Raw genomic sequence first — 18,276 nt, 5'->3', positions numbered from 1 at the left:
GCTTCACTCATCCGATGACCGACCACAAGGAGCCGCGATGCGTGTCGCCCTGTTCCTGACCTGTGTCAACGACACGCTCTATCCGGACACCGGGCGCGCTGTGGTGAAACTGCTGACCAGGCTGGGCGTCGACGTCGATTTCCCGATGTCCCAGACCTGTTGCGGGCAGGCGCACTACAACACCGGTTACCGGCATGAGGCGGAACCGCTGGCCCGGCATTTCTCCGATGTCTTCCGGGACTACGAGGCGATCGTGACGCCGTCCGGCTCCTGCGGGGCGATGGTGCGGGAGCTGTATCCGCGGATGGGTGAGCGGGCCCGGGCCGAGGGGCGCGGGGAGAGCCTGGCGGCGACGCTGGCGCCCGTGGTGCCGAAGACATACGAGCTGACGGAGTTCCTGGTGGATGTGCTGGGGGTGACGGACGTCGGGGCGTACTACCCGCACACGGTGACGTACCACCCGACCTGTCACGGGCTGCGCGGTCTGGGGCTGGGAGACCGGCCACGGCGGCTGCTCCAGGCGGTGAAGGGGCTTGAGCTGAAGGAGCTTCCGGGCGCTGACGAGTGCTGCGGCTTCGGTGGCACCTTCGCCCTGAAGAACTCCGATGTCTCGGCGGCGATGGGTGCGGACAAGGTGCGCAACGCCGAGTCGACGGGCGCCGAGGTGCTGTGCGCGGCCGACAACTCGTGTCTGATGCACATCGGCGGCACGATGGGCCGGCTGGAGTCGGGCATGCGGCCGGTGCACATCGCGGAGATCCTGGCGAGCACGGAGGAGGAACCGGCCGTATGAGCGGGACGTTCGTGGGGATGCCGGCCTTTCCCCGGGCCGCGCACGAGGCGGTCAGCAACCAGACCCTGCGCGGCAATCTGCGCCACGCGACGCACACCATCCGCGCCAAGCGGGCGAAGGCCGTGTCCGAGGTCTCCGACTGGGCGGAGCTGCGCGAGGCGGGCAAGCGGATCAAGGACCACACGCTGCGGCATCTCGACCGCTACCTCGTGCAGTTGGAGGAGTCGGTGGTGGCGGCGGGCGGCACCGTCCACTGGGCCGCCGACGCGGACGAGGCCAACGAGATCGTGACCCGGCTCGTCAAGATGACCGGAGAGTCGGAGGTCGTCAAGGTCAAGTCGATGGCCACGCAGGAGATCGGGCTCAACGAGGCCCTGGAGGCCGAGGGCATCCGGGCCTACGAGACCGATCTCGCCGAGCTGATCGTGCAGTTGGGCAAGGACCGGCCCTCGCACATCCTGGTCCCGGCGATCCACCGCAACCGGGGCGAGATCCGGGACATCTTCGAGCGCGAGATGGGCGAGTGGGGCCGGCCGGCCCCCGAGGGCCTCACCGACACGCCCGCCGAGCTGGCGGAGGCGGCCCGGCTGCACCTGCGGGAGAAGTTCCTGCGCGCCAAGGTCGGCGTCTCCGGCGCCAACTTCATGGTCGCCGACACCGGCACCCTGGTGGTCGTGGAGTCCGAGGGCAACGGCCGGATGTGCCTGACGCTGCCCGAGACGCTGATCTCGGTCGTCGGCATCGAGAAGATCGTGCCGACCTGGCAGGACCTGGAGGTCTTCCTCCAGACGCTGCCCCGCTCCTCGACCGCCGAGCGCATGAACCCGTACACGTCCACCTGGACGGGTACGACGGACGAGGACGGCCCGCAGAACTTCCATCTGGTGCTGCTCGACAACGGCCGCTCCGACACCCTCGCCGACGAGGTCGGCCGCCAGGCCCTGCGCTGCATCCGCTGCTCGGCCTGCCTGAACGTCTGCCCGGTGTACGAGCGGGCCGGCGGGCACGCCTACGGCTCGGTCTACCCCGGCCCGATCGGTGCGATCCTCAGCCCCCAACTGCGGGGCACGGCCAGTGAGATCGACGCCTCGCTGCCGTACGCCTCCTCGCTCTGCGGGGCCTGCTACGAGGTGTGCCCGGTCGCCATCGACATCCCCGAGGTGCTGGTGCACCTGCGGGAGCGGGTCGTGGAGGGCGGGCCGGTGGTCCGCGAGGGCAACAAGGTGGTGCTCAAGCCCGCCAAGGGGCACGCGGCGGAACGGGCGGCGATGCGGGCGGCCCGCTGGGCGTTCGCCCACCCGGGCGTCCTGCGCACCGGCCAGCGGGCGGCCTCACGGACCCGGCGTCTGCATCCCCGCACGCTCCCGGGGCCCGGCCGGGCCTGGAGCGACACGCGGAACCTGCCGCCGGTGCCCGCGGAACCGTTCCGCGACTGGTGGCAGCGCACGGGCGGCGGCAAGGAGGGCGGCAAGTGAGCAGCAGGGAGCGGATCCTGGGCCGGGTGCGGCGCGCGCTGGCCGACGCGCCGGGCGAGGGCGTCCCGGTCGAGCGCGCGTATCTGCGGGAGCACGGCGACCGGAGCGTCGAGGAGACGGTGGAGCTGCTGGCCGAGAACCTCGCCGACTACCGGGCGATCGTGCACCGCTGCACGACGGCCGACCTGCCCGCCACGCTCGCCGGGATGCTGGCGGCACGGGGTGCTAAGACCGTCCTGGTGCCGCCGGGTCTCGAACCGGCGTGGCTCGCGGACGCCGGCATCGAGCAGGTCCCGGACCGCGCCGAGAGCACCCCGCACGAACTGGACCGCGTCGACAGCGTGGTCACGGCGTGCGCGGTGGCGGTCGCCGAGACCGGCACCATCGTGCTGGACGGCGGCCCGGACCAGGGCCGGCGCCGCATCACCCTGGTCCCGGACCACCACATCTGTGTCGTGCGCGTCCCGGACCAGGTGGTCTCCTCCGTGCCGCAGGCCCTCGAACGGCTCGACCCGGTACGCCCGTTGACCTGGATCTCCGGTCCTTCGGCGACCAGTGACATCGAGCTGGACCGGGTCGAGGGGGTGCACGGTCCGCGCACCCTGGAGGTGGTACTGGTGGAATCTCAGCCGAGCGAGGACGTCAACTCGTAGTACCCCGAGGGGAGTTCATAGGAGGCGACACCGTCCTCGAAGCCCAGGTACGCCACTCCCCCGGCCTGTGCCAGGGGGGTGCCGCCCTCGCGCACGGAGTCGGGGTCGGCCGCAGGGACGCACAGGGTCGCGGTGCTGTTGGCGGGGACCGCGACCCGGTGCGTGAACCTGCTGTCCCGTACCGTCCAGGCGCTGACGATCTCGCCGTACGGCGACCGGTGCGAGCCGGTGACCCGGGTGATCCTGCCGGTCGGGTCGAGGTGGGGCCGCAGGAAGAAGTGCCTGAAGCCCGGGTGGGCCGGATCCCCAGCGATGCCGGCCATGCTCTCGTACATCCACTCCATGATCGCGCCGTAGGCGTAGTGGTTGAAGGAGTTCATCTCGACCGGCCCGAAGCCGTCCTCCTTCGAGTACGAGTTCCAGCGCTCCCAGATCGTGGTCGCGCCGTTCTTCACCGAGTACAGCCAGGACGGCATGGCGTCCTGGTGCAGCACCTCGTAGGCCAGCTCCACCTGGCCTTCCTCGGTGAGGACGGGGGCCAGGACGTTCACCCCGAGGAAGCCGACGGAGAGGGTGTTCTCGGCGTACCCGACACGGGTGCTGTCGGGGTGGGCGGCCTTGTAGGCGGTGGAGTTGCCGATGTTCTCGACGAGCAGGCCGACGATCGCGCGCCGCTGGGCCTCGGTGTCGTACAGGCCGAGTTTGAGGACCCAGAGCAGAGCGGTCTGGCTGTCGTCCTCGGTCCGGGTGGGGCTGCCCCCCGGGGTCCACGGCGGTGGGGAGCCGAGGCTGGACCGCACGGTGAGCCGGCCGTTCTCGGTGCCGAGGTACTTGCCGATGAACACCCGTTTGATGCGGGCGAACAGCTCCTCGTAGGCGCGGGCCTCGGCGCTGCGGCCGGTGGCGTGGGCCATGTCCGCCATGAGCCGGGCGCTGTAGGCGTAGCAGGCGTCGCTGACGAGCTGGGTGCTGGTGACCTGGGGAGCCAGCCAGTCGCCGAAGACCGCGCCCTGTCCGGCACCGGTGTCGCCGGTGTGTGCGCGGATCCAGTCCATGTAGGCGGTCATCGCGTCCCAGCTGCGGTCGACGATGGTGGTGTCCCCGCTCATCTGCCACACGGTCCAGGGCAGGACGACCCCGCAGTCCGCCCAACCGCTCGCCGGGACCGGCTCGTTGTAGCGGGCGCCGGGGGCGATCCACGGGAACTGGGCGCCGTCCGCGCCGTAGGTGCGCTGGGAGTCGATCAGGACGTCCTGGAAGTGGCTCAGGAAGGCGACCGCGTCAGTGTTGTAGAGGCCCGTCCGGGCGAAGACCTGGGTGTCGCCGGTCCAGCCGCAGCGTTCGTCGCGCTGCGGGCAGTCGGTTGGGACCCAGAGGTAGTTGCCGCGCTGGCCCCAACGGACGTTGGAGATCAGCCGGTTGATGTCGGGGTCGTCGGTGGTGACGTGGCCGATGTCGTGGAGGGCGGAGGTGGCGACCCTGCCGGTCAGTCCGGTGAGGGTGACGGTCTCCGAAGCGGTGACGGAGACGTAGCGGAAGCCGTAGAAGGTCAGCGAGTCCTGATGGGTCTCGCCCTGCGGGTCGCCTTTGAGGATGTACGTGCTGGTGGCCTTGGCGGTGCGGAGGTTGGCCCGGTAGACGGACCCTTCGGGGCCGTCCGCGCCCGGGCTGGTGTCGTTGAGCATCTCCCCCGGCTGGAAGGCGACTTGGGCGCCGGACGGGCCGCGGAGGGTGTAGCGGAGGACACCGACCAGGTTCTGGCCGAGGTCGAGCACGGCGGTGTCGCCGGGGTGCAGGGTGAGGGGGGCGGTGGCGGCTTCGGCGGGGTCGGTGACCGTGCGGGCCGGGTCGGCGACGAAATCGCCGCCACCGGTGTACACCGTGATCGACCGCGGCCCGTGGTCCCACCGGGGCATCAGCCGGGCCGACTCGCCGGGGTGGGCGACCAGTCGGGAGTCGGGGAACCGGGTGGTGAAGTCGTGCTCCTCGGTGGTGGACCAGGCGGAGGCGTCGAAGCCGTTCGCGGTCCAGCCGGGCAGTTCGCGGCGGGCGTCGTAGGTCTGGCCGTCGTAGAGGTCGTCGGCGCGGTAGGGGCCGGTGTCCGTGGCCCTCCAGTCGTCGCCAGGGGTGGTGACGACGGTCTGGGTCGAGCCGTCCTCGTAGCGGATGAGGAGCTTGGCCTTGAGGGCGAGGCGGTTGCCCGCCCCGGAGCGGTAGACGCTGTTCTCGGAGACACGGCCGTTGTACCAGCCGTTGCCGAGGACGGCGGCGAGGGTGACCTGGGGCTGACCCTCCAGCAGGTCCGTCACGTCGTACGTGAAGTAGTGGACGGTGGTGTCGTAGTTGGTCCAGCCCGGGGTGAGGAGTTCGTACGTGGTGCCGCCGTCCTGGGGCACGCCGACCCGGCTGCCGTTGACGTAGGCGTCGTACACGCCGAGCGCGGAGACGTAGAGCCGGGCCTCGCGCACCCGGCCGGCCTTCAGGGCCGTCTGCCGTCGCAGGAGCGGTGCGCCCGCGCTGTTCGGCGCCTTGCCCGCCATGCAGATCCACCGCGCGCCGTCCCAGCCGGTCACCCCGTCGGTGCTGAGCAGACCCGTCTCGAAACGGGCCGCCGGGGCGTCGGGGAGCCTGCGGCCGTGCTCGTCCCAGACCTGGACCGTCCAGTGGTAGCGGGTCGAGGGGTGCAGTCCGGGTCCCCCGTAGGGCACGGCCACCGAGTCCGCCGAGCCGGTGCGGCCGCTGTCCCAGACGTCCGCGCGGCCGTCGGCCAGGAGGCCGGGGTCGGACGCCACCAGGACGCGGTACGCCGTCTGACGCCGGCCGCGGACCCGGGACGCGGTGCGCCAGCCGAACCGCGGGCGGGCCGCGTCCACGCCGAGGGGATCGGTGCGGTGTTCCACGGTGAGGCCCTCGACGGCGGTGCGGTGGACTCCGTCGGTCATGCCGTGGTCCCTTCGGCGGCTCGGGTTGTATCGATTCAGCCCGTTCGGCGGTTGAAGTTACTGGCGAATGCACCGGGTGTCCACTGTCCGCGTCGCGCGTTGAACCGTTCAAAACCCTGACGGCTCCTCTTCGCTGCGGTCGCGTCAGCTGTAGACGATCGGGCAGCCGCGCCGCAGACAGTGCTGGGCGGCGCGCAGGTACAGGGCCACGTAGAACGCGGCGTCGAGGTCCTCGGCCCACGGCCCCGGCCGGGCGGCCGCGACGTCCTTCACCGGCCCGTCCAGGAACCACACGGTCAGGTCGAGGTTGTCGCAGGTCCCGGGTATCTCGTCCACCGGCAGGCCGACGGCCCGCGCGAGCCGTTCGGCGAGGGCCAGCACCTGCGGGGCGCCGGCAACCATCGTCGTGTCGGCGTAGGAGTTCTCCACTGGCAGCCAGATCTCGTCGTCGAGCGCGAAGGGCACCAGGAGCGACCAGCCGCAGAGCAGTTCGTACTCCTCCCGCGACAGGTGCGCCTGGCACAGTGCCGCGAACCCGTCCATGGGCGGCACCAGCTTCTCCTCGAACGAGAGCCCGGCCCCGCGCACGACCCGCTCCGGCTCCTCCGGCACGGACGTGAACGGCGGCAGGCCCCGTCGGCTCAACTCCTCACCCAGGGCCGCGGCGAGGGCACCCCGGCCACCCTCGTCCTCGTCCGCGTCGAACCACTCCCGCGCGCCCACGCTCACCAGGTAGATCCCCATGCGCCGAAAGCTACAGCGCCCCACTGACAACGCCGCCGCGTCCCGTCAGGGGCCGGTCAGCAAGAGCGTGGGCAGGGTGTCCTCCAGGATCCGCTCGCGGGGCAGGGTGAGGCCGAAGTGCCGTTGGACCACCTCCAGGCAGGCCCGGTGCACGGCACGGTGTTCCAGGTCGTCGTCGGGCAGTCCGGCGGCGGTGAGCCTTTCCTGGACGGCGGCGGTCACCTCGGGGTCGCCCTCGGGACTGCCGTGACCCCAACTGCCGTCCAGGTGCAGGTTGAAGGCGCACATCAGGTTCTCGTCGTGGCGGTAGGCGAAGTGCGGGGGCACCGGTTTGCCGTTCTCCTCCTCGTACTCCAGGTGGTAGACGTGCAGTCCGCCGCGGTCGACCGGCCGGCTTCCGGTGCCGAACTCGCCCTGCCAGCCGCCGTACTTGACGACGTACGACCACTCGTCGAGCTCGCCGTGGCGCAGCGCGATGCCGTCCAGGACGTCTCCGTACAGGCCCTCCAGCAGGTCCTGCACCTGGCGGCCGGTGAGTTCGCCGATCGGGCGGGGGCGGCAGGGCCGGTGCGCGGTCTCGGCGATGCGCCTCGCCAGTGATTCCGACTCGAGGTCGGGTGCGATCACCACGCTGTAGCCGCCCCGGGCGATGGACTGCGGTTCGGCGAGCCAGGCTATTCCGTCGGTCATGACGAGCAACCCTGCCGTATCCGCCCTGCCGTGTCCGCCGGGGGGTGTCACTGAGTACACCCCGCAAGACGGGTTCTGCGCCCCATGTGCCCGGGCCCGTCTCTCCCTAGCGTCTTCAGCGAGGCACACGGCGTGCCGGACGAAGGGGGACGACGATGGTGCGCACACGTTCACGACGCCCGCAGGACGCGGGGCCCGCCGCCGAGGCGCTGCGGCTGGTGAAGGTCACCCGGACCTACGGCACGGGCGACGGTGCCGTGACCGCCCTGGACGGGGTCACGCTGAGCCTGGACCGGAGCACCTTCACCGCGGTGATGGGGCCGTCGGGGTCCGGCAAGTCCACGCTGCTTCAGTGCGCGGCCGGTCTCGACCGGCCGGACAGCGGGATCGTGCGGGTGGACGGCACGGAGCTGACCGGCGGCGGCGAGGCCGAGCTGACGCGGTTCCGGCGCGGGCGGGTGGGGTTCGTGTTCCAGCAGTACAACCTGCTGGAGACGCTGACGGTCGCCCAGAACACCGTCCTGCCGCTGAAGCTCGCCGGCCGGAAGGTCGACCGAAGGCGGGTGACGGAGGTCCTCACGGCCGTCGGTCTCGGCGACCGGCTCGGCCACCGCCCCGACCAGCTCTCCGGCGGGCAGCGGCAGCGGGTGGCGATCGCCCGCGCGCTGGTCGCGGACCCTCGGGTGATCTTCGCGGACGAGCCGACCGGCGCCCTGGACACCCGCAGCGCGCGGGACGTGCTGCGGCTGCTCCAGGAGGCGGTACGGGTGCACGGCCGGACCGTGGTGATGGTGACCCACGACCCGGTCGCCGCCTCCTGGGCCGACTCGGTGCTGTTCCTCGCGGACGGCCGGCTCGTCGGCCGGATGGACGCGCCGACACCGGACGCGGTGGCCGAGCGCCTCGCGCACCTGGGCGACGACGTGACGACGGGGGTGTGAGCGATGTTCATGCTGGCGATGCGGTCGATACGGCACCGGCCCGGACGCTTTCTCGCGACGCTGCTGGCCTCCTTCCTGGGCGCGGGCGTCATCATGACGTTCAACTCGCTCTACGACACGGCGGGCCGGCCGGGGGTCGACCGGGTGAGCTCGGACACCCTGACGCTGTCCGCGAGTGTCGTCGGCGGCTACGGCACCCTCCTGGTGTTCTTCGCCGTGGCGTCGACCCTGACGGTCAACGTCCGCCAGCGGACCGGTGAGTTGGAGCTGCTGCGCTGCTCGGGGGCGACACCGGGCCAGATCAGGCGGATGGTCGTGGGCGAGTCCGTGGCGGTCGCCCTGACCGGTGCCGTCCTGGCGATCGGTCCGGCGATGCTCGGCGGGCGGGCGCTGCTGGACGTCTTCCGCGACAGCGGGCAGGTCGCGGAGGACGTCGACCACTCCTTCGGTCCGGTCGCGCTGCTGTCGGGCGTCGACATCACGCTGGTCGCGGCGGCGGGCGCCGCCTTCCTCGCCGTACGACGGGCCACGCGCGGGCGTCGGCGCCAGGGCCGGGGGCGCACGTTCCTCGCGTACGCGGCGCTCGGCACCGGGGCGCTGTCGGTGACCTCCACCTTCGCCTTCTCCGCGACGGACGAGGCACTCATGGCGACGCCCGCGTACGGGGCGATCCTGCTCTCGGTGGGGTGCGCGCTGCTCGCCCCGCGGCTGCTGAAGGGCGTCCTGGACCGGTTGCCGCTGACCGGTGCCAGCGGCTGGCTGGCCGTGCGGAACCTGCGCCGGCGGCTCGACGACCTCTCCGGGATCCTGGTGTCGCTGATCCTGTTCACGGCGGTGTCCGTCGCCACGCTGTACATGCAGGGTGTCGAGAGCGACGCCATGAGGGCGTCGGGCGCGGTCAAGACGGTCGACGCGAAGAACCTGGAGACGCTGAACCTCACGGTCGTCGGCATCATCGTGGTGTTCGTGTGCGTGATGCTGGTCAACTCGCTGTACGCGGCGACCGCTTACCGCGTCCGGGAGTTCGGCCAGCAGCGGCTGGCCGGGGCGAGCCCGGGGCAGGTGCTGGGCACGGTGGGCGCGGAGGGGCTGATCCTCACGGCGGTCGGGCTGTTCTTCGGCACGGTGGCGGCGCTGGCCGGGATCATCCCGTTCACGGTGGTCCGCACCGACTCGGTGCTGCCGCATCAGGGTCTCGGGATCTGGTGGGCGGTGGTGGCGATCGCGGCGGCCGCGACGATCGGGACGAGCCTGGCGACGGCCCACCGGGTGCTGCGCACTCCGGCGGTGCAGGCGGTGGGAGCGGCGGCGTGAGGGGCGTGACCGGCAGGGGCGCCGCGGCGGCGTGCGGAGCATGGCAGGCGAGGGCGTCGCTTCGGCGGCGCCCGTCGCCGTGCGCTCCCGCACCACGTGACAGAAGCGGTGAACAAGCGCTTAGATAGTTGGCGGAACGAGTTCGCGCCGCCCGGGAGGCCCCGTTGCTGTTCACATCCGTCGACGACGTCTCCGCACGCCTCGCCGAGTCCGGCTACCTCGCCTCGCCCGCGGTCGCCACGACCGTCTTCCTCGCCGACCGGCTCGGCAAGCCGCTGCTGGTGGAGGGGCCCGCCGGGGTCGGCAAGACGGAGCTGGCCAAGGCGGTGGCCGAAGTCGCCGGGGCGCGGCTGGTCCGGCTCCAGTGCTACGAGGGCGTCGACGAGTCCCGGGCGCTGTACGAGTGGAACCACGCCAAGCAGCTCCTGCGCATCAGCGCCGGCCGGGACGAGACCTGGGACGAGGCCCGCACGGACATCTTCAGCGAGGAGTTCCTGCTCTCCCGGCCCCTGCTGACCGCGATCCGCGGCGACGAGCCCAAGGTGCTGCTGATCGACGAGACCGACAAGGCGGACGTCGAGGTCGAGGGCCTGCTTCTGGAAGTGCTCAGCGACTTCCAGGTCACGGTCCCCGAGCTGGGCACGATCACCGCGTCCCGCCGGCCCTTCGTCGTCCTCACGTCCAACGCGAGCCGCGAACTCTCCGAGGCGCTGCGCCGTCGCTGTCTGTTCCTGCACATCGGGTTTCCCGAGGAGGAGCTGGAGCGGCGGATCGTACGGCTGAAGGTGCCGGGCCTCGACGAGACGCTCGCGAAGTCCGTGGTGCGGGTCGTGGGGGCGCTCAGGGCCATGGACCTGCGCAAGGTGCCCTCGGTCGCGGAGACCGTCGACTGGGCGCGCACGCTGCTCGCGCTCGGTGCGGACCACCTCGACGAGACGGTCGTACGGGACAGCCTCGGTGTGCTGCTCAAGCACCAGGACGACATCCTCAAGGCCGGGGCCAAGCTCGACCTGGACGCGGTGTGAGCACCGCCGAGCGGCTCACCTCCCTGGTCGGCGCCCTGCGCGCGCACGGCGTACGGATCGGGACGGGCGAGACCGTGGACGCGGCGCAGGCGGTCGAGGCCCTCGGACTGGCCGACCGCGAGCTGCTGCGGGAGGGGCTGGCGGCGACCCTGCTGCACAGCAGTGCCCAACGGCCGGTGTTCGACCCGGTCTTCGACCTGTACTTCCCGCGGGGCGTCGGCGGGCCCCGTACCGGCCCCGCGGACCGGGAGGACCTGCGTGAGCGCCTCGCCGGGGCCCTGGCCGCGAACGACGAGACGCTGCTGGCCCGCCTCGCGGCGGAGGCCGTCGACGGGTTCGGCGGGTACGGCAGCTCCCCCTCCTCGGACGGCTGGTCGTCGTACCAGACGCTCGACCGGCTGCGGCCGCAGACGCTGCTCGCGCGCGTCCGGGACGACGTGCGGGGGCGGCAGGGCATGTCGGGGTTCACGGACCGGCTCCTGGAGGACGAGATCCGGCGGCGCATCGAGGCGTTCCGGGTGTTGGTGGCGGCCGAGGCCCGGCGGCGGGTCGCGGAGCGCCGGGACCGGGACGAGATCGCGCGGCGGGCGGTGGCCCCGACGACCGACCGGGTGGACTTCCTGTTCGCCGGGAAGGACCGGCTGGCCGAACTGCGGCGCACGGTGCAGCCGTTGGCCCGCAAGCTCGCCACCCGGCTCGCGGCCCGCCGCCGTCGTGCCGCGCGGGGCAGCATCGATCTGCGGCGTACCCTGCGCGGTTCGCTGTCGACGGGCGGGGTGCCGATGAAGCCGGTGCTGCGCAGGCGCCGGCCGGCCCGGCCCGAACTGGTGCTGCTGTGCGATGTGTCGGGCTCGGTGTCGGGGTTCTCGGACTTCACGATGCTGCTGGTGCAGGCGCTGCACGACCAGTTCAGCAAGGTGCGGGTGTTCGCCTTCGTCAACCGCCTCGACGAGGTCACCCCGCTCCTGCGGCACGGTGCGGCCGACCCGGAGGGGCTCGGCGCCCGCATCCGGGCCGAGGCCACGCTCACGGGGTGGCACGGCAGCAGCGACTACGGTGTGGCGCTGGGCGAGTTCGCGTCGCTGTACGGGGACGCGCTGAGCCCGCGCACCACCGTGTTCGTCCTCGGCGACGCCCGGACCAACATGAGCGACCCGAACCTGCCCGCCGTCCGCGAGATCACCGAACGGGCGCGCCGCGTCCACTGGTTGAACCCGGAGGCGCGGGCGCAGTGGGGCACCGGCGACTCGGCCGCGTACGCGTACGCCGAGCTGGTGGAGATGCACGAGTGCCGCAATGTCCGGCAGCTCAGCGCCCTGGTGGGGCGCCTGCTGCCGATCTGACCCCCGCCTCGGGCGAGGCGAGGCCCCGCAGGTGACTCAGGCCGCCAACTGCGGGTACAGCGCGCCGAGATCCGCGGCGAGTCCGGCCTTCACCCGGCGGGTCAGGTCGTCGGCGAGCACCTCGAAGGCGCCGGCCTCGATGCCGTCGAGGGCCTGCGCGGCCACGCTCTCGGGAGTGACCTTCGGGGCGTCGATCTTCGCGGCCATGTCCGTGTCGACGTATCCGACGTGCAGTCCGGTGACCTCGATGCCCCGCGGCTTCAGGTCCAGGCGCAGGGAGTTGGTCTGCGACCACAGGGCGGCCTTGGAGGCGCTGTAGGAGCCGGCGACGCCGAGCCAGGACAGCACCGAGTGGACGTTGAGGATGTGTCCGCCGCCGTTGCGTTCGATGACCGGGACGAAGGCGCGGGTCACCAGGAGGGGGCCGTAGAAGTTGGTCTCGAACTCGCGGCGGACGTCCTCGACGGGGGCGTTCAGGAAGTTCGCGTTCACGGACGCTCCGGCGTTGTTGATCAGCAGGGTGACGTCCTGGGCCTGTTCGGCGGCGGCCGCCACCGAGGCGGGGTCGCTCACCTCCAGGGCCAGCGGCACCGCGTCGGGGTGGGTCACGGTCCGCGGGTCCCGGGCGGTGGCGTACACCTTCTTCGCGCCGCGCTCGTACAGGGCGGTCACCAGGGCCCGGCCGATGCCGCGGCTGCCGCCGGTGACCAGGGCGACGGAGCCTTCGATGGTGGTCATGGGAGTCTCCAGGAACGTTGAGAAACCGATTGGTTTACCTACGCCCAGCAGAGTAAACCGATCGGTTTCCGATGGCAAGGCGAGGCCTCTTCCCTACGCTCCTGAAGCGACGGAGGGGGTCCCATGAAGGCAGTCGTCCAGGACCGGTACGGTTCGGCGGACACACTGGAGCTGCGCGAGGTCGAACAGCCCGTGCCGGCCGCCGACGAGGTGCTCGTGCGGGTGCACGCGGCCTCGGTCAACGCCTACGACTGGCACTACCTCCGCGGCGACCCGAAGATCGCCCGGCTGTCGTTCGGACTGCGCGCACCGAAGGTGCGGATCCGGGGCCGGGACTTCGCGGGCCGTGTCGAGGCGGTCGGCGCCGAGGTCACGGGCCTGCGCCCCGGTGACGAGGTGTACGGCGAGGCGGACGGGACCTTCGCCGAGTTCGTGTGCGCCAAGGACAGCCGGACGGACCTCAAGCCCGCCGGCCTCTCCTTCGGGCAGGCGGCCGCGATGCCGCTGGCCGCGAACACCGCGCTCGTCGGACTGCGGGACGTGGCCGGTGTGCGGGCCGGGCAGTCCGTCCTGGTGAACGGCGCGTCGGGCGGCGTGGGGACGTTCGCCGTGCAGATCGCGAAGGCGTACGGCGCCGAGGTGACCGGCGTGTGCAGCGCCCGCAACGTCGAACTCGTCGGGTCGCTCGGCGCGGACCAGATCGTCGACTACACCCGAGAGGACTTCACCCGCGCCGGACGCCGCCACGACGTGGTCCTGGACCTGGTGGGCAACCGGTCACTGGGCGACCTGCGGCGCGCGGCGACCCCCGACGGCACGGTCGTGCTGTCCGGCGGGGGTGTGTACGAAGGCGGCAGCGTCCTCGGCCCGGTGCGGCTCACGCTGCGCGGAACGCTCCTGTCCCCCTTCGTCCGGCAACGGCTGCTCCGGCTCACGGCGAAGGCGTGCAAGGAGAACCTCGCGGCCCTGCGCGAACTCGCCGAGGCGGGCAGGATCGCCCCGGCCGTCGAGCGGACCTACCCGCTGAGCGAGGCGGCCGAGGCGGTCCGCCATCTGGAGGTGGAGCACGCGCGCGCGAAGATCGTCGTCACGGTGTGAGAGCCGACGGCACGGGGCGGGTGTGCCTCAGTCGCCCTTCGCGTAGTCCTTCGCCATGCCACCCGCGAAGTCGTAGAGAACGCACTGCTCGTCGCCGACGACCCAGGCGTCGTGTCCGGGCGCCAGCACGAAGACGTCGCCGGGGCCCACTTCGCCCTCGCCGCCCTCGTCCGTGACGACGTGCATGCGGCCCTGGACCACATAGCCGTTGTGGTGGACCTCGCAGCTCCTGGTGCCCGCGATGGGCCCCACGGACTCCGACCAGCGCCAGCCCGGCTCGAAGGTGCCCACGGCGAAGTCCAGCCCGCTCATGTGGACCGCTTCGAGGTGGCCCCGCGGAAAATCACGACGCTCGTCCGGCTTGTCGAGCGTCTTCACCTCAAACATGACGGCTCTCCCTTCCGGCCGTGTTGCGGTACGGCCGGGGCCGCCTCCGTCTCCCGCCCTGCCTGGGCGGCACCGGCGGGGGCGCGGCCCCATCACTCCATCGTCCGCCTGTCCAGTCGGGCCTGCCATTCGAGTGACGGGCGCCCGGTCAGTCGCCGCCCGCGCAGAGCCGCGCGAAACGGTCCGCGTCGACATTGCCACCGGAGACGATCACCCCGACCCGGTCCGGGAGGCCGCTCACCCGGCCGCTGAGCAGGGCGGCCAGCGGGGTCGCACCGCTCGGCTCGACGACGGTCTTGAGCCGCTCGAAGGCGAAGCGCATGGCCGCGCGGATCTCGTCGTCGGAGACCAGCACGACCTCGTCGACCAGCCGCCGGTTCACCGAGAAGGTCAGCTCGCCGGGCGTGTGCAGGGCCTGTCCGTCGGCGATGGTCCTCGGCACCGGGACGCTGACGCGCCGCCCCGCCTCCAGGGACCGCTTGGTGTCGTCGCCGGCCTCGGGTTCCACGCCGACCATACGGATGCCCGGGTACAGGCCCTTGGCGGCGGTCGCGCTCCCCGCCATCAGCCCGCCGCCGCCGACCGGCGCGAGCAACGCACCCAACTCCCCTGTCTCCTCAAGGAGTTCGAGGGCGGCGGTGCCCTGACCCGCCATGACGTGCGGGTGTTCGTACGGCGGGATGAGCGCCAGGCCCCGCTCGGCGGCCAGGGCCTGAGCGATGGCCTCGCGGTCACCGGTGTAGCGGTCGTACGTCACGATCTCGGCGCCGTAGCCCTCGGTGGCCGCCCGCTTGGAGGCCGGGGCGTCCTCGGGCATGACGATCACCGCGGTGGTGCCGAGCTCGCGGGCCGCCAGGGCGACGGCCTGGGCGTGGTTCCCCGAGGAGTAGGCCGCGATGCCCCGGGCCAACTGCTCGGGGGTGAGCCGGGAGGCGGCGTTGTAGGCGCCGCGGAACTTGAAGGCACCGACCCGCTGGAGGTTCTCGCACTTGAGGAGGACCTCGGCACCGACCAGGGCGTCGAGGGTCCGTGAGCGCAGCACGGGTGTGCGGTGCGCGACGCCCTGGAGCCGGGCGGCCGCGTCCCGGACGTCGTCCAGGGTGACCGGTGGGATGGTGGTCGTCACGAGGGGCCTCCGGTGTTCGCCTGTTTCCGGGACTGGGACAGATAGCTGTAGGCGGAGGCGCGGGAGATGCCGAGCCGTCCGGCCACCTGCTCGATCACCCGCCGGACCGCGAACACGCCCCGCTCGTCCAGGCTGCGGAACAGGTCCAGGCGTCCGGCGCGGTCGAGCAGCGCCCACGACTGGTGCCGGTGCGCGTCGAGCATGACGTCGACGACGGAGTCGATGTCGTCGCCGAAGGTGGTGACGGGCGGTTCCTCGGGGGCGGCTCCGATCCCGGCCAGGGCTCCCAGCAGGGCATGGACCTCGCTCGCCGCGGTGACGTCGACATTGACGCACAGCGCTCCGAAGACCGCGCCCGAGGAGTCCCTCAGCAGCATCGTCGACGACTTGACGAGCTTGCCGGTGCCGGTCCGGGTGACGTAGTTCAGCTCGTCGGCCGCCTCGTCGCCCCGGGCCACCATGCGCAGGCCGATCTCGCTCATCGCCCCGCCCACCGTGCGCCCGGTCACCGAGCCGGCGATGGCCACCACCGAGCTCTCCGGTCTCCGGTAGTCGTGCAGCACCGCCTCGCACACCGGCCCGAAGGTCGCCGCGATCCCGTCGACGACCGTCCTGAGCGCGCCGATGACCGCGTCCCGCTCGGCCTCCATCACACCCTCCCGCCTCCACCAGTCCTTCTAGACTAACAATCCAAACCCTGGACCACCAGTCCAGCATCCTGCCTCTTTCGAGGGATGTCCGCAGATCTTGACGGCTCGGATGTTACCGGTAACATTCCACCATGTCCTCGACATCGGCGCCCGCGCGCACTCCGGTCTTCAGCCCGGTCGCAGTGGTCGCCTCCTGCGCGGGCTTCGTACTGATCGGCGCGCTCCAGGCGCTGTACGGCCCGGCGATCCCCGCGTTCCGCGAGGAGTTCGGCCTCTCTCCCTCCGGGGCCGGACTGGGGCTGAGCGCCCACTTCGTGGGCGGGGTGGCCGGTGTCCTCCTGTTCGACCGGTGCTTCGGCCGGATCGGCAACCGGCGGCTCCTGGGCGCCTCGTACCTGCTGATGGCGCTCGGCGCGGCGGGTTTCGCGCTCGCGCCGAACTGGCCGGCCACCCTGGCCGCCGCGCTGCTCGCCGGTCTCGGCTTCGGAGGCATCGACTACGGCCTGAACCAGCTCTTCGCGGTCGGCTTCGGGCACCGTTCCGCCGCGATGCTGAACATCCTCAACGCGCATTTCGGCATCGGCGCGATCCTCGGTCCGGCACTGATCGGCGCGGTGGGCGCCGGGCACTACCCGGCGGTCTTCCTCGGCTTCGCGCCGGCCGTTCTGCCCCTGCTGCTGTGCCTGAAGGGTGTACGGGACCGGGCGCCGCAGCTGTCCGGCCCGGCTCCCGACAGCTCCGGCCCGCCGGGCGTCCTCGGCCGCAGCCTGGCCTCCGTGCTCTGCGTGTTCGTCGCGCTCTACGTCCTGCACGTGGGCATCGAAGCGGGCGTCGGAGGCTGGGAGCCCACCCATCTGGAGACCGTCGGACACGGCGCCGGGGTGGCCGCGACCGCCACCTCCGTCTACTGGCTGATGATGACCGTGGGCCGCTTCCTGGTCGCCCCGATCGCCCTGCGGTTCTCGGCGCAGACCATCATCACCGTGTCCTGCGCGGGCATGACGGTCTGTCTGCTCCTGGCGTCCGTAGCGGAGTTGGCGCCCTACGCGTACGCGGGTGTCGGTCTGTTCATCGCGCCGGTCTTCCCCACCGGTCTGCCCTGGCTGCACCGGGCCGCCCCCGGCGCCCGACGGGCCGGTGCCCTGGTCATCGCCGCCTCGATGACCGGCGGTGTGGCGGCGGGACCCGCGCTGGGCAAGGCCATCGAGTGGTCCGGGATCAGGGCGGTCCCGCTCCTGCTGAGCGGTGTCTCGGCGGTGTGCCTGGCCGCGACCCTCTGGCTCGTCCGCAGCACCCGAACCCATTGAACTCCCGCCGCATCGAAGGGATGCCCCGCATGCCCGCTCTGACGACGTCCTCGGACGGTTTCCTCCTGCACGGCGAGCCGTTCCGGATCGTCTCCGGCGCCGTGCACTACTTCCGTGTCCATCCCGACCAGTGGGCCGACCGGCTCCGCAAAGCCCGGCTGATGGGCCTGAACACGGTGGAGACGTACCTGCCGTGGAACCTCCACGAGCCCGAGCCTGGCCGGCTCGTCCTGGACGGCTTCCTCGACCTGCCCCGCTGGCTGCGGCTCGCCCAGGACGAGGGTCTGCACGTCCTGTTGCGGCCGGGGCCGTTCATCTGCGCCGAGTGGGACGACGGCGGTCTGCCCTCCTGGCTGCTCGCGGACCCCGGCATCCGGCCCCGCAGCAGCGACCCCCGCTTCACGGCGGCGTTCGACGGCTACCTCGACCGACTCCTGCCCGCGCTCCGGCCGTTCACGGCCGCGCACGGCGGTCCGGTGATCGCCGTGCAGGTGGAGAACGAGTACGGGGCGTACGGCGACGACACCGCGTACCTCAAGCACGTCCACCAGGCCCTGCGTGACCGCGGTGTCGAGGAGTTGCTGTACACCTGCGACCAGGCCGACACCGAGCACCTGGCGGCCGGCTCCCTCCCGGGGACGCTCGCCACGGTCACCTTCGGCGGCCGGGTCGAGGAGAACCTGGCCGCCCTGCGCGCCCATCAGCCTGAAGGCCCGCTGATGTGCGCGGAGTTCTGGGTCGGCTGGTTCGACCACTGGGGCGGCCCGCACCACGTACGGTCCGCCGCCGACGCCGCCGCCGACCTGGACCGCCTGCTGTCCGCCGGCGCCTCGGTCAACATCTACATGTTCCACGGCGGCACCAACTTCGGCTTCACCAACGGCGCCAACCACAAGCACGCCTACGAGCCCACCGTCACGTCCTACGACTACGACGCCCCGCTCACCGAGAGCGGCGACCCCGGCCCCAAGTACCACGCGTTCCGCGAGGTGATCGCCCGCCATACGGCCCTGCCCGACGAGCCGGTCCCCCCGCCCGCCCCTGTCTCTT

17 protein-coding genes are annotated in these 18,276 nt (G+C 72.0%); 10 read left to right on the top strand and 7 right to left on the bottom strand.

Annotated features, from left to right (window positions below; genetic code table 11):
- The first annotated feature begins 37 nt into the window (after positions 1-37).
- From AOJ26_RS12225 to AOJ26_RS12215, 3 genes are read left to right on the top strand one after another with little or no spacing between them, the layout of a single operon-like run.
- On the top strand, positions 38-793 hold the full coding sequence (locus tag AOJ26_RS12225; RefSeq protein ID WP_053848277.1) for a (Fe-S)-binding protein: 756 nt from the start codon (positions 38-40) through the stop codon (positions 791-793).
- Positions 790-2,268, top strand: coding sequence for a LutB/LldF family L-lactate oxidation iron-sulfur protein (locus AOJ26_RS12220; RefSeq protein WP_053848276.1), 1,479 nt, complete (start codon positions 790-792; stop codon positions 2,266-2,268). The genes AOJ26_RS12225 and AOJ26_RS12220 overlap by 4 nt, the downstream gene beginning before the upstream one ends.
- Entirely contained in the window at positions 2,265-2,921 is a 657-nt protein-coding gene (locus AOJ26_RS12215) for a LutC/YkgG family protein (RefSeq protein WP_053848275.1), read from the top strand. The genes AOJ26_RS12220 and AOJ26_RS12215 overlap by 4 nt, the downstream gene beginning before the upstream one ends.
- Here the strand turns inward: AOJ26_RS12215 and AOJ26_RS12210 are convergent.
- The 3 genes from AOJ26_RS12210 to AOJ26_RS12200 all read right to left on the bottom strand — a co-directional run bounded on the left by AOJ26_RS12210 (position 2,894) and on the right by AOJ26_RS12200 (position 7,297).
- Entirely contained in the window at positions 2,894-5,863 is a 2,970-nt protein-coding gene (locus AOJ26_RS12210) for an alpha-L-rhamnosidase (protein WP_053848274.1), read from the bottom strand. The genes AOJ26_RS12215 and AOJ26_RS12210 overlap by 28 nt on opposite strands.
- A 144-nt stretch (positions 5,864-6,007) precedes the next feature.
- Entirely contained in the window at positions 6,008-6,607 is a 600-nt protein-coding gene (locus AOJ26_RS12205) for a hypothetical protein (protein ID WP_053848273.1), read from the bottom strand.
- Between the two features lie 45 nt (positions 6,608-6,652).
- Positions 6,653-7,297: a hypothetical protein gene (locus AOJ26_RS12200; protein WP_143663556.1), complete on the bottom strand. Its 645-nt coding sequence runs from the start codon at positions 7,295-7,297 to the stop codon at positions 6,653-6,655.
- A 155-nt stretch (positions 7,298-7,452) separates the two neighbouring features.
- Between AOJ26_RS12200 and AOJ26_RS12195 the strand changes: the two genes are divergently transcribed.
- The 4 genes from AOJ26_RS12195 (at position 7,453) to AOJ26_RS12180 (ending at position 11,920) form a co-directional block, all read left to right on the top strand.
- Positions 7,453-8,238 (top strand): ABC transporter ATP-binding protein, encoded by a 786-nt coding sequence (locus AOJ26_RS12195; protein WP_053848271.1) that lies wholly within the window; start codon positions 7,453-7,455, stop codon positions 8,236-8,238.
- Between the two features lie 3 nt (positions 8,239-8,241).
- Complete coding sequence (locus tag AOJ26_RS12190) at positions 8,242-9,552, top strand: ABC transporter permease (RefSeq protein ID WP_053848270.1); 1,311 nt, start codon at positions 8,242-8,244, stop codon at positions 9,550-9,552.
- A gap of 167 nt (positions 9,553-9,719) precedes the next feature.
- Complete coding sequence (locus AOJ26_RS12185; protein WP_053848305.1) at positions 9,720-10,577, top strand: AAA family ATPase; 858 nt, start codon at positions 9,720-9,722, stop codon at positions 10,575-10,577.
- On the top strand, positions 10,574-11,920 hold the full coding sequence (locus AOJ26_RS12180) for a vWA domain-containing protein (RefSeq protein WP_053848269.1): 1,347 nt from the start codon (positions 10,574-10,576) through the stop codon (positions 11,918-11,920). The genes AOJ26_RS12185 and AOJ26_RS12180 overlap by 4 nt, the downstream gene beginning before the upstream one ends.
- Before the next feature lie 36 nt (positions 11,921-11,956).
- Here AOJ26_RS12180 and AOJ26_RS12175 read toward each other — a convergent pair whose 3' ends face one another.
- Positions 11,957-12,658: an SDR family oxidoreductase gene (locus AOJ26_RS12175; RefSeq protein ID WP_053848268.1), complete on the bottom strand. Its 702-nt coding sequence runs from the start codon at positions 12,656-12,658 to the stop codon at positions 11,957-11,959.
- 123 nt (positions 12,659-12,781) lie between these two features.
- On the opposite strand from AOJ26_RS12175, the gene AOJ26_RS12170 reads away from it, so the two are divergent.
- Positions 12,782-13,756, top strand: a complete 975-nt coding sequence (locus AOJ26_RS12170) for an NAD(P)-dependent alcohol dehydrogenase (protein WP_053848267.1) — start codon at positions 12,782-12,784, stop codon at positions 13,754-13,756.
- Between the two features lie 27 nt (positions 13,757-13,783).
- Here the strand turns inward: AOJ26_RS12170 and AOJ26_RS12165 are convergent, their stop codons facing one another.
- From AOJ26_RS12165 to AOJ26_RS12155, 3 genes are all read right to left on the bottom strand, one after another.
- Positions 13,784-14,143: a cupin domain-containing protein gene (locus tag AOJ26_RS12165; protein ID WP_053848266.1), complete on the bottom strand. Its 360-nt coding sequence runs from the start codon at positions 14,141-14,143 to the stop codon at positions 13,784-13,786.
- A gap of 148 nt (positions 14,144-14,291) precedes the next feature.
- A complete protein-coding gene (locus AOJ26_RS12160) occupies positions 14,292-15,269 on the bottom strand; it encodes a threo-3-hydroxy-L-aspartate ammonia-lyase (RefSeq protein WP_053848265.1) in 978 nt (325 codons plus the stop codon).
- Positions 15,266-15,919, bottom strand: coding sequence for a helix-turn-helix transcriptional regulator (locus AOJ26_RS12155; protein ID WP_053848264.1), 654 nt, complete (start codon positions 15,917-15,919; stop codon positions 15,266-15,268). Before AOJ26_RS12155 ends, AOJ26_RS12160 begins: the two co-directional genes overlap by 4 nt.
- A 131-nt stretch (positions 15,920-16,050) precedes the next feature.
- Between AOJ26_RS12155 and AOJ26_RS12150 the strand changes: the two genes are divergently transcribed.
- Together AOJ26_RS12150 and AOJ26_RS12145 are read left to right on the top strand one after the other, a co-directional pair.
- Positions 16,051-17,226, top strand: a complete 1,176-nt coding sequence (locus AOJ26_RS12150; RefSeq protein WP_053848263.1) for an MFS transporter — start codon at positions 16,051-16,053, stop codon at positions 17,224-17,226.
- A 29-nt stretch (positions 17,227-17,255) separates the two neighbouring features.
- Positions 17,256-18,276 (top strand): glycoside hydrolase family 35 protein (locus AOJ26_RS12145; protein ID WP_199828846.1); only part of this gene is annotated, 1,021 nt, incomplete at its 3' end.

It is taken from the genome of Streptomyces sp. NRRL B-24085 (assembly GCF_001282115.1).
In the GTDB taxonomy this organism is placed as follows: domain Bacteria; phylum Actinomycetota; class Actinomycetes; order Streptomycetales; family Streptomycetaceae; genus Streptomyces.
This window is presented reverse-complemented; position numbering and strand designations above follow the sequence as displayed.